Raw genomic sequence first — 14,083 nt, forward strand, 5'->3', positions numbered from 1 at the left:
CTTCTCTTTCAGCTTGCAAGACGGCGTTCGACGATACGCGCCATCACGGATGCCCCGACAGGCAGCACGTCTGGGTCCAGAAAAAAGCTGGGATTGTGCAGTCCGGTGGTGCCGGTATGGCCAATCCGGCAATACGCGCCCGGGACGACCTTGAGCATATCGGCGAAGTCTTCCGAGCCGGTGGCTGGGTCATCCGTGCCCGAGATATTCTCGGCCCCGACAATATCCTGCGCCGCTTCGAGATAGGCATCCGACAGGCTGTCATCGTTCATCAGCACATCGAAGACATTGCGCAGATCAATCCTGATCTCCACGTCAAAGGCCTTGGCAATCCCCTCACAGAGTGCGCGCATGCGTGCCTCTGCAAGCGTGCAGACCTCGTCCTTGAAGTAGCGGATCGTACCGGCGAGCGTGGCAGCATCCGGCACGACGTTATAGGCGGACCCGGCATGCAGCTGCGTCACCGACAGAACGCAGGTGTCCAGTGGCGACACGTTGCGCGACGGGATAGTCTGAAGACTGCTCACCAGCGTCGAGGCGATCACCAAAGGGTCTCGGGACTGATGTGGCATGGCGGCGTGACTGCCTTTGCCCTGCACCGTGATGTCAAAGAACGACGCGCCAGCCATGGCCGCACCCTTGCAGATGCCGACCTTACCAGGGCTGCCACTCGGAGAGTTGTGCATGCCGTAGATTTCATCGCAGGGGAAGCGATCGAACAGGCCGTCTGCGATCATGCCGCGCGCGCCGCCAAGGCCCTCCTCTGCGGGCTGGAAAATGACCGCGGCGGTCCCGGCGAACTCGCGGGTCTTGGCCAGATGCTTGGCCGCGCCCAGCAGCATTGTGGTGTGGCCATCATGCCCGCACGCATGCATCACGCCCGGCGTTGTGGAGGCATAGGGCAGGTTCGTTTCCTCAGCGATCGGAAGCGCGTCCATGTCTGCGCGCAGTCCGATGCGACGGGCACCTTCGTATTTGCCCTTGATCAGCCCAACGACACCGGTACCCGCGATCCCGGTGTGGACCTCATCGACGCCGTATTCCTTCAGCTTTCCGGCAACCACGGCGCTTGTGCGATGTTCCTCAAAACCGATCTCGGGATGTGCGTGCAGATCCTTGAAGACAGCCGTCAGCTCATCCACGCTTTCGCCGATCACGGGCAAAATGTTCATTCCGTCGTCTCCTTCGTTTACTCAGCGGCTTCGGCAAAGGGCCGGAAATTGGCGAAATCCCAGTGGCGTCCAGGCGCCGCTTTGATCAGTGTCTTAGTGTAGTCTTGCCGCGGCGAGCCGAGCACTTGTCCCGCTGGCCCGTACTCCACCACCCGTCCATTCTGCATCACCAGCACGTCGTCGCAGATCTGCGATGCGACGCCCAGATCATGCGTGATAAAGAGTATGCCGAGGCCAAAGCGCTCTTGCAGCTCGGCCAGCAGATCCAGCACCTGCGCCTGTACACTGACATCAAGGGCCGAGACTGCCTCGTCCGCGACCAGCACGTCAGGATCCATCGCGAGCGCACGCGCGATGGCGATGCGCTGGCGCTGACCGCCAGAGAACTGGTGCGGGAAACGGTCCACCGCGCTTGCGGGCAGTCCGACCAGTTCCAGCAGTTCGCGTGCGCGGGCCATTGCGGCATCGCGCGCTGTGCCATAGTTCAGCGGACCCTCAATAATGGATTGGCCAATCTCGATACGCGGGTTCAGCGACCGCATAGGGTCCTGAAAGACGATCTGGATCTTTTTGCGCTGCGGTTTGAGATCCTTTTGAGACAGCATCGCGATGTCGGTGCCGCCCACGTTGATTGTACCGGATGTCGGATCAATCAGACGCATGATGCACCGGGCCACCGTTGTCTTGCCCGACCCGCTTTCGCCGACAATGCCCAGGGTGCGGCCCTTGGGCAGGCTGAAGCTGACGTCCTGCGCGGCGCGCACTTCGCGCGTTTTGGTAAACCAGCCGCCGCCACTATAGGTTTTTGATAGCGCGTTGGTGGACAGGACGACCTCGTCTGACTGTTCGTCGCGGGGAGGCCTGGGCACCTGGCTTGGCACTGCGCGGAGCAAAGCGCGTGTATAGTCTGTTTGTGGACGGCGCAGCAGGTCATCCACGCCCTGTGTCTCCATGACCTCGCCCAGTTTCAGCACCGTGACGTCATCGGCGATTTCAGACACGACCCCCATATCGTGGGTGATGAACAGAACGGCCGCGCCCTGATCTTCGCGCAACTCACGGATGAGGCTGAGGATCTGGGCCTGTGTTGTCACGTCGAGCGCTGTCGTCGGTTCATCCGCGATCAGCAATTGCGGACGCATCACCAGCGCCATGGCGATCATGATGCGCTGCCGCTGCCCGCCAGACAGCTGGTGCGGGAAACTCGCATACATCTTGTCCACATCCGGAAGGTGTACGGCCTCCATCATTTCCTTCACGCGGCTGCGACGGGCCGAGAGCGACAGGTCGGAGTGGAACTCGAGCACCTCCTCGATCTGCTGACCCACGCGCGCGACGGGGTTCAGTGCTGTCATCGGCTCCTGAAAGATCATCGACATAGAAGTGGCCCGCAGATCGCGCAGACGGGCGGCGCTGGCCTCCAGCAGGTTCTCTCCTTTGAGTGTGATCGAGCCCGCAATAGCTTTGAGAACGGGGGGCAGCAGGCCCATTGTTGCAAGTGCTGTGAGCGATTTCCCCGAGCCTGATTCACCAACCAGGCATAGTGTCTGTCCAGACTCGATACTTAGATCGAGACCCTTGACCACGTCTGCATCTCGCACACCGTCCAATGCGATGCGCAGGTTGCGGATGTCGAGCAGGCTCATCGTTCCAGCCCCCTTTTCGCCATCCGGGGGTCAAGTGCGTCGCGCACGGCATCCCCCAAAAGGTTGATCGACAGGATCACGACGGACACCACCAGACCGGGCCACAGGACGATACCGGGATTGATCTGGAAGTAGATCCGCCCCTCGGCCATGATATTGCCCCAACTGGGGGTTTCGGGGTTTATCCCGGCCCCGAGGAAGGACAGGATCGCCTCGGTCAGGATGGCGCTGGCGCAGATGTATGTGCCCTGGATGATCAGCGGCGCCACGGTGTTGGGCACCAGATGACGCCGCATGATCAGAAAGGTCGGTGAACCGGCGGCAATTGCCGCCTCGACGTACGGCTCTTCACGGGCGGACAGGACCAGCGAGCGGACCAGGCGGACAACCCGCGGCACTTCGGGTATGGTAATGGCGACCAGAACGGTCCACAGGCTTGCACCCCACAAAGACACAATCGCGATGGCCAGAAGGATGCTCGGGATCGCCATCAGACCGTCAACCATGCGCATCAGCACAGCGTCGATCCAACGAATGTAACCGGCGAGAAGACCCAGCATGAGGCCGGCGACGACAGCGACAATGGCTGCCGCAACGCCAACCACCAAAGAGATCTGGCCACCGTACACAATGCGGGAAAACAGATCCCGGCCAAAGGCGTCGGTGCCGAGCCAATAGGTCTCGCTCGGCGGTTTCAGCCGTTGTGATGGCGTCAGGCGCACTGGATCATGCGGAACGATCCACGCCGCGAAGATGGCGGACAAGACGACCAGAACAAGGATGATGGTGCCCACCGTGACCAGCGGACTGGACAAGACGATCTCGCGTGTCCGCACCAGCGGGGACATGCGGGCCGGAGGGGCAATGGTGGCGGTTTGATCACTCATGCGTAACGTATCCTTGGATCAAGCAGCACGTACGCGATGTCGATCAGCAGGTTGATCACCACATAGATCAGCGACGCCAGCAGGATGACGGCCTGGATCACGGGGTAGTCGCGGCTGAGCACGGCGTCGACGGTCAGTCGGCCCAAGCCGGGCAAGTTGAACACCGATTCCGTCACGACAACGCCCGAAATGATCAGCGCAAAACCGATGCCGATCACGGTGATGATGGGCACCGAACAGTTGCGCAGCGCGTGGCGCATCAGCACCCGGCTTTCCGGCAGGCCCTTAGCCCGCGCGGTGCGGACATAATCATCGCCCAGAATTTCCAGCATGGAGGTGCGGGTGATCCGCGCAATGAGCGCAATGTATAGCAGCGTAAGCGTAAAAGTGGGCAGCGCGATGCGGTGCAGGAAGTCGCCAACGCCGTCACCGATAGGACGAAAGCCCTGAACGGGGAACCACTTCAGTTCCATCGAGAACAGCGAGATCATCAGGTAGCCGATGACAAAAACGGGCACGGAAAATCCAAGGACCGACAGCAGCATCACGAACCGGTCGATCAGCGTGCCCTGTTTCCAAGCGGCAATCACGCCTAGGGGAACTGCAATGGTGACCGACAGGATGATCGTGGTGAGGGCGAGGCTGATAGTGGGCTCCATCCGGTCCCCGATGAGTTCGATCACCGGCTTGCCCGACAGGATGGACGTGCCAAAGTCACCCTGGAGCAGCTGCCCCACCCACCGGAAGAACTGTGTGAAGATCGGATCATTCAACCCGAGCGACTCGCGGATCGCCTCGAGCTGTTCGGGCGTCGCCGTATCACCAGCGAGGATCGCCGCTGGATCGCCGGGCGTAAGGCGCAAAAGGAGGAACACAAACAGCGCGACAAAGCCCATCACGGGGATCGCGGCAAGAATGCGCTGTACGATATAGCCAACCATCTGCCAGACCTCCTTCGTCTTCGAAAAGGGAAAAGCGGTCAGCCCCACCGCGGGTGGCGGGGGGCTGACATGTGTCAGTTTTTACTTGCTGATGTTCCAGAACAACGGCGCGGGCGAGTCCAGCACGCCTTCGATGCTGGTCGACCAGGCGGTCGGCACGAAGTACTGGCCAATCGGCGCATAGACCGCTTCCTCGAATGCGATTTTCTGGATTTCTGCTGCCAGCTCTTGCTGCTGCTCAAGTGTTGGTGCGGTGGCATATGAGGTGCGCAGTTCTTCCAGCTTGGGCACATCCGGCCAGCCGAACCAGCCACCGTCAGGGCCCTTGCCGTTGACCATGTTGTTGACCAAGGGGTTGAAGACGTCAGCACCCACCCAGTTGGTCATGAACATGTGCCAACCGCCATCTTCGATTGAGGCTTGGCTTGCACGCTTGCCCACCAGGGTTTGCCAATCCATCGCCTGCAGATCGACGACAAAGCCCGCGTCACGCATCGCTTGCGCCACAACAACCGGCTGCGTGCGCAGCGTGCCCACGTCCGTCGGGTGCATGATCACGATAGGCGTGCCGTCATACCCGGCTTCTTCCAGAAGGGCTTTGGCCTTGTCCATGCCGTTGCCCTTGATCAGCGTCTCAGAACCGACGTCTGTGGCCAATGGCGTATTGCAGACGAACATCGCACCACAGAGCGAGTAAAGCTCCGGGTTGCCGACTAGCGCGTCGAGCACATCCTTCTGGTTCACGGATGCGATGGCGGCCTGACGGATGCGCACGTCATCCATGGGCGCATTCAGCGTGTTGGGCCGCATGATCGTCTGCATGCCCAGCGCGTTGAGATTTTTGACCGTCACTTCCGGGTTTGCATCGAGGATCGGCAGCAGATCCGATGGCGGGCTTTCCCAATAGTCGATCTCGCCAGCCTGCAAAGCGTTCAGCGCTGTCTGATCGTCGGGCATTACGACCCATTCCACTCGGTCGACATTTACGACCTTGCCGCCCGCTGCCCAGCTTGCTGGTTCGGACCGTGGAACGTAGTCCTCGTTCTTCTCATAAACCGCGATGACACCCGGCTGGTACTCGTCCGCGACCCATTTGAACGGTCCGGATCCGATCTGTTCGGGGATCGGCTCGGTCGATGGGGTTTCGGCCAGCCGTTGCGGCATGATGAACGGCACGTTGGACGATGGCTTGGCGAGACTGTCGATCACCAGACCGTAAGGCTCCTTGAGGTTGATCACAAACTCATTGGCCGACGCACCCTGGCTCATGCTGTCGACGAAAGACATCAACACCTGGCCCATGCCGTCCCGCTCGCCCCAGCGCGCGATGGACGCCGCAACGTCCGCGCCTGTCACAGTTGCCCCGTCGTGAAAGGCCAGACCATCGCGCAGGGTAAATGTGTAGACAAGGCCGTCATCCGACACTGTATGGCTGTCAACCATCTGCGGCTGCGGCACCAGATCACTGTCGAGCGCATAGAGCGTGTCAAATATCATGTAGCCGTGGTTCCGGCTCATGTAGGCGGTCGTCAGGATCGGATCCAACACGCGCAAGTCCGAGTGTTTGACCGCGCGCAGGGTTTGCGCATCGACGGCACCTGCCACCACTGCAAACCCGGCCAACGCGGCACTGAACAGCGACGCGCGCAGCATGCCTGCGGGCTTTCGTTCGAATTGTATTGTATCGTTCATCGTATACTCCCGTTGGTTGCTTAAGATACGCCGAACTTCGCAGGTTCTTTTGGGCGCGGATTAATCTGTCGTCAGGCGGCATCCTTCGGTTGGAACGCAGCGCCCAGAGGTTCCATGCGGATCCCGGGCGTCAGGTTGGTGAAGGGCAGGCTGGCGGGGCTGACCGGCATCGGACCGGGGGCCAGGCAGGTCAGGATTGTCTCTGCGATAGGGTCGAAATCAGCCCGAAAATGCACGGAGCTTTTGTTGACAAGGATCGCCTGCTGCTCGGGCTTGATCCCGACAAAGCGGTACATCTCGCGATCAGCCATCTGTGCCTTGTTGCTTGTCACGACGATGCGCACGTCATCGATGCGCAGACAGGCAGATGGCCCAAGATCAAGTTGTGCGCCGCCGTAAAATGGCCCGCTGGCCACCAGCTTTCCATCCGAAAGGGTTTCGACGGTAAAGGTCGCCTGAAAGGGCGCGTCGCCTTGGACGTTGGAAAAACCACCCAGCGCGATGTCAATCTGCGCACCGACGCCCGCGCGATGCGCTGCGGCTGCCGCATTGGGATCGACCATATTGCCGAGTGCGGCACGCTTGGCGCCCTGCGTCACCAGGGCACGCAACATGCCGGTGGTGTTGGAATCACCGCCTGCACCGGGGTTGTCCTGTGTGTCGGCAATCACGACCGGGCGTGTCGCGTTTTGGGCGATGCGCATCGCTTCGATGACACCCGCATCCGGTTCATAACTTGTTCCAACAAGCGCGCTTTCCGCGTCCAGTACAGCGCGTTCGATCCGGTCGGCTGCCGCAGCCGCATCGGCCTGGGTTTCGCCATAGCAGATCACGGTCGGCCCGCAGCCTGGAAAATCCGCTGCCGGAAAGCCAAAAAAGAACGAGGTGCTGGCAACTGCGCCGTCTTCCAGATCAGCAACAAACTCATAGATGTCCTTGCCCGGAGCAGAGCGCGTGGTCTGCCATGCAATCGGCACCAGAAATGGCAGTCGACGAAACGCCTTGGCGTAGGGCTTGCCGCGCGCCATGACCGCCTGCAGCTGGGCGGCGGCGCGATACCCTGTCGCGTCCATGTCCACATGCGGGTAGGTCCGAAACCCAACCAGCACATCGGCTGCATCCACCATCTCTTGGGTGATGTTGCCATGAAGATCGAGCGCTGCGGCAATAGGCACATCCGGTCCCACCACCGCGCGCAAGCGCATCAACAGCGCGCCTTCGCCATCGTCGAGGTGCTCGGCGACCATCGCGCCATGCAGGTCGATGAACACGCCGTCGAGTGGACCAGCCGCTGCGATGCCGGAAATTATTTCGCGGGTGATGCTTTTGTAGGCGTTTTGGCACACATGGGCGGACGGAATTGCGCCCGCCCACAGAATCGGAACGATATCCCACCCCGCTGCTTGCGCATATGTGACTGCGCCACTGATGCCGAGATTGATGCCGCGGGACTGCTCAATCAGCGCCGAACCGCGCGCCAGCGGCATGTATCCACCACCCTGCACGAAATCGGCCATGACCGCCTTGGTCGGGGCAAATGTATTGGTTTCATGAAGAAATCCGGCAAAAGCCACGCGTTTCGACATTTTCGTCCCCGGTCAATCTGCTTGATGCGCAGCTGAGTTAAGGAAGGTGAGTTATATCGCTATGCAATACTGCACCATTGCTTTAAAATAATATGGCCTGACCTTACGTACAGTCAACTGCGCCGCGAGAAGACAGATCGACACCTTCAGGAACACCACACGGGCCGAACACGGGCTGCGGGCATTGACTGCAGAAGACCGTGCCGACCCTCTTTTTGTGCGATCTGTCGAAAAAGCGATGGGGATCCTTTCGGCATTTCACCACGCCAGCGGACCCCTGACCCTGTCCGATCTTGCAACCCGCGCAGGCATCGACCGCAGCGCAGCACAGCGCATGGTCCACACGCTGCGCGCGCTTGGCTATGTCCGTCGCGATGCGGACGGGCACGGTTACTTGCCAGGGCTGCGTGTTCTGGATCATACGCTGGATTACCTTCGTCTCGACCCGCTCGTGCGTCATGCCACACCAGTGCTGCAAGAGCTACGGACTGCGGTGCGTGAACGGGTGGACTTATCGCTCTTCGATGGACCGCGCGTTGTATACGCGGTTCGGCTGCAAACCACGCGGCAAACGCTGAATGCCTCTTTGGTCGGACACAGTGTCCCGAGCTTTTGCAGTTCGGGTGGCTGGGCGATGTTGTCGCGTCTGCCGCCGGAGCGCGCGCGTGACATTGTCGAGCGGTCCGACCGCCGTCCCTTTACCTCGGGCACGATCACATCCGTTGACGAAGTGATGGAGAAGATCGCCAAGACCCGAGCCGATGGGTATGCGCTCACAACCAACCAGATCCTGTCAGGCGAGATCGCAGCCGCTTTCCCAATCATGAACGCCAAGGGCGAACCGCTTGCCGCGATCCATATCGCAGGTTCGCTCGCCGATTGGTCACCCGAAGAGTACATCCGCCGCGTTGTCCCGCCGGGACAGGCAGCCGCGCGCACCATCAGCCAATACTAGATCACAGCGAGGGGTTTTTTGATCGATCAAGAGCTATCAGTGCCGGGCCTGAAAGATGTCGCAACCATATCGGTCGACACATGGGGCCTTGCACATATTCGCGCGCAAACCACGCGAGATGCCTTTTTCGTTCAGGGATTGAACGCAGTCCGCGATCGGCTGTGGCAGATTGATCTGTGGCGCAAGCGTGGGCTGGGTCTTTTGTCTGCTGATTTCGGACCCGGCTATCTGATGCAGGATCGCGCGGCCCGGCTGTTTCTCTATCGCGGAGATATGGAGGCAGAATGGGCCGCTTATGGAGATGATGCAGAAGAGATCTGTATCGCCTTCACCCAAGGGATCAATGCAGGCATTGACTTGATGCTTGATGGGGCATGGACGCTGCCGCCCGAATTCGAGGAACTGCAAATGCGTCCGGGGCATTGGCAACCCGAGGATGTCGTACGGATTCGCACGCATTGTCTGTCACGCAACGCGACCTCCGAACTGGCGCGCGCGCAGGTGCTGACGCTGGCTGATCCCGAGACAGATTTGCTAAGGGTGCCATTGTCGCCTCCTGTTCCGCCGGAGGAATGGGCGTCCAGAAGCGAAAAGCGCCTGCCGCCTGATGTTTTGGCTGTCTATGAACTCGCGACAGCGCCCGTGACCTTTCAGCCGGATCGGTTGAACGCCACACTGGCCGACGCAAGCAAGTGGTGTGTGGTTGACGCGAACAAAACTGTGCAGGCCAGTATGGAAGGCTCAAACAACTGGGCCATCGCCCCCGCACTGACGTCAACAGGGCGGGCGATCATGGCCTGCGATCCGCATCGCGCGCATGCAGCACCATCCCTGCGGTACATGGTTCACCTTAGCGCACCCGGCATGGATCTGATCGGCGCAGGAGAGCCGTCCTCTCCGGGAATAATGGCCGGACATAACGGCACCGCTGCGTTCAGCCTGACGATCTTTTGTGCCGATCAGGAAGACGTGATGGTCTACGATCTAACCCCTGATGCCGCGGCCTACCACTACGGCAGTGGCACCGAAGCGTTCCGCCAGATTGAAGAGGTATTCCAAGTCAAAGGCGCACCGGACCAAACGCTGCCGCTGCAGTTCACGCGTCACGGACCGGTCGTATACACTGACACAGATCGCAGTATCGCGCTGGCTGTGCGCACCGTTTTTACTGATCCGGGCACGTCGCCTTACATGACCAGTCTCAAGTCCATGCGTGCCACCACCCTCAACCAGTTCAAGTCGGATTTGGCCACCTGGGGGGCTCCGACGGTCAACATGGTCTACGCGGACACGACCGGCGGCATTGGTTGGCAAGCCGCCGGCTACGTTCCGCAGCGTGACGGCTGGCGTGGCCTGGTTCCGGTCAGCGGTGCCGGAGACTACGAATGGAATGGCTACATGACTGCGGCGGACCTGCCATGTCTCGATACCCCGGAGCAGGGCTACGTGTTCTCGGCCAACGAGATGAACGTGCCTAATGACTGGAACCACACCGCACGCCCGATCGGCTTTGAGTGGTTCGAAGATGGACGCGCCGCCCGTATTTCCGATGTGATTGCCTCGGGCGGCGCAAAGGACATCGCTGGCAACTGCGCGTTGCAAACGGACACCTATTCCGCCTGCGCGCGCATGCTGGTCAGCCTCCTGCCCGACACAAGCCCTATGCCTGCGCGCGATTTGTTACGTAGCTGGGATGGCTTTGCGCGGGGCGACAGCGCGGGCGCGTTGCTCTTTGAACGCTGGCTGACCGAACACCTGTGCCCCACTCTTTTGGAGCGTGTGGTCCCCGATGCCGCAGTGCGTCAGTTGTTGCAGCCAGGAAACATACCGACCGTGGTCCGGGTCTTGCAGGGCCACCACATTGAACTTGCCGAACGGGCCGGTTTGGACAGGGCAGCAGCGCGCGACACTTTTCTTTCGGGCACGCTAGATGCGGCATGGACCAGCACTTGCGCATCGTTTGGCAGCGACCCCACGGCCTGGCGCTGGGACGCGCTGCACCAAGGCTACTTCCACCACGCCATCGCCTCTTACGATGTCGGACCTTTTCCCACAGGCGGCAGCAGCACCACGACAATGATGGCCCATTACGATGCAGCAGAGTACAGGGTTCGTATTGGTGCCTCGGTTCGGATGGTCGTCGATGTCGGGGCCTGGGACAACAGCGTCTGGATCAACGCGCCGGGCCAGTCCGGGGTGCCAGGGACGGTCCACTACGACGATCTCACACCGCTTTGGGCAGCTGGCAGTTATGTGCCGATGCTATATTCACTGCAGGCCATCGAAGCGGCCACGCGAACCCGTATCACCTTGATCCCCACGCGGCTTTAAGGAAACGAAAGACTGGGTCGCTTTGGGCTTCCTTCCCAGTTTTCGTGAAACTAACCATCGGTGCACCTTTTTTAGGCTAACAACGCGTGGTTTTCCAACGGAAGGGGAAAACCAGAACGCACTGCAAATGTAGTGTTAAAAACCTGCTATCGCCGAAACTGACATTGGCCGTATTGAATGCGGGTTGGCCTGCTTCTACAATCAGCCTATAGCTTCTAAGTAGCCCTCCCCCAGATCTTTGCCGCATGGCTTACATGCCGCTCTGCGGCCCTTCGAACCGACCGTTCGCGCCGATTTTAAACTTATGAACGAATGCGCCCTTTCGATGTGGTCGCTCGAACTGTGGCATCGACTGATGCAAGCCGCTCACAAGCTTATAGTGCGCGTCCGATGCGAGTGTTGCTCCAGAGCAATCCCAAACGCTTTGCGGGTCCAGGCTTCCGGCGCAGATCTCAAAAGCCGACGGCTTGTCCGTCCTTGCGCGGGTCGGAACCTGCTGCGTAAGCCCCGTTGTCGAGGCGCGCAATCAATTGGGCACCACCGAAACCAAAGGCGTTGTCGGGTGCCTCGACGCTCAAAGCGTGGCCAATGTCTTTCAGCGCTTGCAACGTATTCTTCGGGAACGTGGTTTCGCAAGCAAGGCTAAGACCACCTGTGACCCGCCAGCGCGGTGCGTCCACAGCCATCTGCACGTCCTGATCCCAAAGCTGCGTGCGGAGTGTCATTTGTAGATGCCCTTGCGCCTGCATCGGACCGCCCATAACGCCGAAGCTCATCACAGGCGCATCGCCCTTCGTCAAAAACGCGGGAATTATTGTGTGGAAAGGCCGCTTGCCTGGACCTATAGCGTTCTGGCTAGAAGGGTCTAGTGAGAAGCCTGCCCCCCGGTTTTGCAGGTGTATGCCCGTCCCAGGAATGCAGATGCCCGAGCCAAATCCCGCATAGTTCGACTGGATAAACGAGACCATCATCCCGCTTTCATCTGCGGCTGTCAGGTATACGGTACCTCGGGCGGGGGGAGTTCCAGTCTGAAAATCCTGCGCCTGCGTGATGTCGATCAGAGCGGCGCGTTCGGCAAGGTAACCCGGATCGAGCATCGAGGCGGGTGTAACGCGGGTCATATGCGCAAGATCGCCGACATATTCTTCGGTGTCTTTCAAGGCCAGTTTCATCGCTTCGATCTGAAGATGCAGCGCGCGTGGGTCGTCCGCATCAAGATCGCGCAACGGCGTATGATCGAGCATTCCAAGGGCCATCAGACCAGCGATACCCTGCCCGTTAGGTGGAATCTCGTGCAGCGTCACATCGTCAAAGCTTTGCTGAATCGTACCGCACCAATCGGCCTTATTTGCCGCAAGGTCGGACACGCGCATCGCAGCGTCATGCTCTTTCGCAAATGCCTCGATCTTTTCGGCGATCTCGCCCTCGTAGAAGGCTTTGCCTTTGGTTTCCGCAATTAGGCGGAGGGTGGTTGCGAAGTCAGGATTTCGGTAGATTTCGCCGGCCGCGGGCGCGCGACCTTCCGGCATAAACTGGTTTGCAAAGCCTGGGAGATGGGCCAAGTTTCGCTCACCGCGCTTCCAAAGCGTTGCGACAATTGGAGAGACTGGAAAGCCGCGCTCCGCATAGTCGATCGCCCGTTCGAACAACGCTTCGAATGGAAGTTTTCCGAATTTCTCCGAGAGCGCGACCCAGCCTGATACCGCGCCCGGAACCGTGACACTGTCCCAGCCAAGGAACGGCATTTTGTCATGCCCCTTGAAATACTCCTGCGTCCACGCAGCAGGCGCGCGGCCTGACGCGTTAAGACCGTGAAGTTCGGTTCCATCCCATAAAATGCAAAAGGCGTCTGATCCAAGGCCATTGCCCGTCGGCTCGACCAACGGGAGAGTGATCGCGGCGGCGAGCGCAGCATCTACAGCGTTTCCACCTTTCGCCAGCATCGACAGACCTGCCTGCGCGGCAAGCGGCTGCGAGGTGCTGACCATATTACCTGCCACGACCGGCGAGCGGCGGGATGGGTAGTGGTGATGGGCACGCAAGGTCATGTTCAGGCTCGTTCTTTCTTAGGAAGATGGTTGGGTGGCGTAGGACTGGGACGATACGCCGTTGCGTTCCATCTCGCGTTCTTTGTCCGCAATCGCGAGATCAAGAGGCTTTCGGTCGAGCAATCCTGACGGGTTCTCACGCGTCGGCATCGCAGGTCGGAAAAGCGCGAAGCGTTCCTCGGATACGGTGAGCAGGCGGCGCAGTTCGGGTAGGGGGGTTGCGTGGTCGTCCACGCGCAGATCGAGTGCCGGGTAGGGCTGGCCGTCATGCACAAGGAGAGCTGCGGCCTGCCGCCCGCGTTTGTCTCCTCCTGCGGCTTCGCCCGCTTCCATGGCGGTGAGTAGACGTTCGGCAAAAGTCGATGCTTTTGCTGCCTCCCATGCCGAGAGCATCTCGGCGATCACGTCAGGGCCGGTCAGCATATTCCCGGCGATCGAAACACTTCCGCTATGGCAATGCCCGGCCCAAGGCACGCAGGCCGCGCCTGTATGCTGTGCGATCTGACCATTGGTTCCGATCATATGCGCTTGGCGAATGGCTTGCCCTGCATCCGCCGCGACAAGATCGGCTAGGACGATATCAGGCGCCTCGCCGCCGGAAAGACGTGCCAGACCGTCTATGCCCCAAAGCGGATTGACGAATGCTTGACTGGCAAATGCAGCGTTATTCGACACGTAGGGAACCATCGCACCGCAAGCAAAAAAGCGGCTCGCGACCGCGATGCCAAAGGCCCCACTGTCAGGGTCTCGAGCGACAATCGAAAAGGTCATGCACGTCTCCTTCCGGACAAGTGTTCCGACCTTTTCCATTCTCAAGATGCACAA

General features: G+C 60.1%; 10 protein-coding genes. 2 read left to right on the top strand and 8 right to left on the bottom strand.

Annotation, left to right across the window (positions count from 1 at the left end):
* Positions 1 to 8 precede the first annotated feature (8 nt).
* The 6 genes from FD715_RS17235 to FD715_RS17260 form a co-directional block, all read right to left on the bottom strand.
* The gene (locus tag FD715_RS17235; RefSeq protein WP_147112681.1) at positions 9 to 1,172 is read right to left on the bottom strand and encodes a M20 aminoacylase family protein; all 1,164 of its coding nucleotides are present in this window, start codon (positions 1,170 to 1,172) and stop codon (positions 9 to 11) included.
* 17 nt (positions 1,173 to 1,189) lie between these two features.
* Positions 1,190 to 2,818 carry an ABC transporter ATP-binding protein gene (locus FD715_RS17240; RefSeq protein WP_147112686.1) on the bottom strand — a complete coding sequence of 543 codons (1,629 nt, stop codon included), beginning with the start codon at positions 2,816 to 2,818 and terminating at the stop codon, positions 1,190 to 1,192.
* On the bottom strand, positions 2,815 to 3,666 hold the full coding sequence (locus FD715_RS17245) for an ABC transporter permease (protein WP_147112951.1): 852 nt from the start codon (positions 3,664 to 3,666) through the stop codon (positions 2,815 to 2,817). Before FD715_RS17245 ends, FD715_RS17240 begins: the two co-directional genes overlap by 4 nt.
* A 35-nt stretch (positions 3,667 to 3,701) precedes the next feature.
* Entirely contained in the window at positions 3,702 to 4,646 is a 945-nt protein-coding gene (locus FD715_RS17250) for an ABC transporter permease (protein WP_147112689.1), read from the bottom strand.
* An 81-nt stretch (positions 4,647 to 4,727) separates the two neighbouring features.
* Positions 4,728 to 6,338, bottom strand: coding sequence for an ABC transporter substrate-binding protein (locus FD715_RS17255; protein WP_147112692.1), 1,611 nt, complete (start codon positions 6,336 to 6,338; stop codon positions 4,728 to 4,730).
* A gap of 71 nt (positions 6,339 to 6,409) precedes the next feature.
* Positions 6,410 to 7,924 (bottom strand): M81 family metallopeptidase, encoded by a 1,515-nt coding sequence (locus FD715_RS17260; RefSeq protein ID WP_147112694.1) that lies wholly within the window; start codon positions 7,922 to 7,924, stop codon positions 6,410 to 6,412.
* 217 nt (positions 7,925 to 8,141) lie between these two features.
* Here FD715_RS17260 and FD715_RS17265 point away from each other — a divergent pair, with 217 nt between their 5' ends.
* Positions 8,142 to 8,879 (top strand): IclR family transcriptional regulator, encoded by a 738-nt coding sequence (locus FD715_RS17265; RefSeq protein ID WP_255450665.1) that lies wholly within the window; start codon positions 8,142 to 8,144, stop codon positions 8,877 to 8,879.
* Positions 8,880 to 8,918: 39 nt separating this feature from the next.
* Positions 8,919 to 11,210: a penicillin acylase family protein gene (locus tag FD715_RS17270; RefSeq protein ID WP_147112700.1), complete on the top strand. Its 2,292-nt coding sequence runs from the start codon at positions 8,919 to 8,921 to the stop codon at positions 11,208 to 11,210.
* A gap of 452 nt (positions 11,211 to 11,662) precedes the next feature.
* Here FD715_RS17270 and FD715_RS17275 read toward each other — a convergent pair whose 3' ends face one another.
* Both FD715_RS17275 and FD715_RS17280 read right to left on the bottom strand, forming a co-directional pair.
* Entirely contained in the window at positions 11,663 to 13,258 is a 1,596-nt protein-coding gene (locus tag FD715_RS17275; protein WP_147112702.1) for a gamma-glutamyltransferase family protein, read from the bottom strand.
* An 18-nt stretch (positions 13,259 to 13,276) separates the two neighbouring features.
* On the bottom strand, positions 13,277 to 14,029 hold the full coding sequence (locus FD715_RS17280) for a DUF1028 domain-containing protein (protein ID WP_147112705.1): 753 nt from the start codon (positions 14,027 to 14,029) through the stop codon (positions 13,277 to 13,279).
* Positions 14,030 to 14,083 lie beyond the last annotated feature (54 nt).

The sequence above is a fragment of the Tateyamaria sp. syn59 genome (assembly GCF_007995245.1).
Classification (GTDB): Bacteria; Pseudomonadota; Alphaproteobacteria; order Rhodobacterales; family Rhodobacteraceae; genus Tateyamaria.

Excerpts from the sequence above, each read along its gene's own strand:
- FD715_RS17235 (WP_147112681.1), bottom strand. The coding sequence starts at position 1,172 with ATGAACATTTTGCCCGTGATCGGCGAAAGCGTGGATGAGCTGACGGCT.
- FD715_RS17280 (WP_147112705.1), bottom strand. The coding sequence starts at position 14,029 with ATGACCTTTTCGATTGTCGCTCGAGACCCTGACAGTGGGGCCTTTGGC.
- FD715_RS17240 (WP_147112686.1), bottom strand. The coding sequence starts at position 2,818 with ATGAGCCTGCTCGACATCCGCAACCTGCGCATCGCATTGGACGGTGTG.
- FD715_RS17275 (WP_147112702.1), bottom strand. The coding sequence starts at position 13,258 with ATGACCTTGCGTGCCCATCACCACTACCCATCCCGCCGCTCGCCGGTC.
- FD715_RS17255 (WP_147112692.1), bottom strand. The coding sequence starts at position 6,338 with ATGAACGATACAATACAATTCGAACGAAAGCCCGCAGGCATGCTGCGC.
- FD715_RS17245 (WP_147112951.1), bottom strand. The coding sequence starts at position 3,666 with ATGTCCCCGCTGGTGCGGACACGCGAGATCGTCTTGTCCAGTCCGCTG.
- FD715_RS17250 (WP_147112689.1), bottom strand. The coding sequence starts at position 4,646 with ATGGTTGGCTATATCGTACAGCGCATTCTTGCCGCGATCCCCGTGATG.
- FD715_RS17260 (WP_147112694.1), bottom strand. The coding sequence starts at position 7,924 with ATGTCGAAACGCGTGGCTTTTGCCGGATTTCTTCATGAAACCAATACA.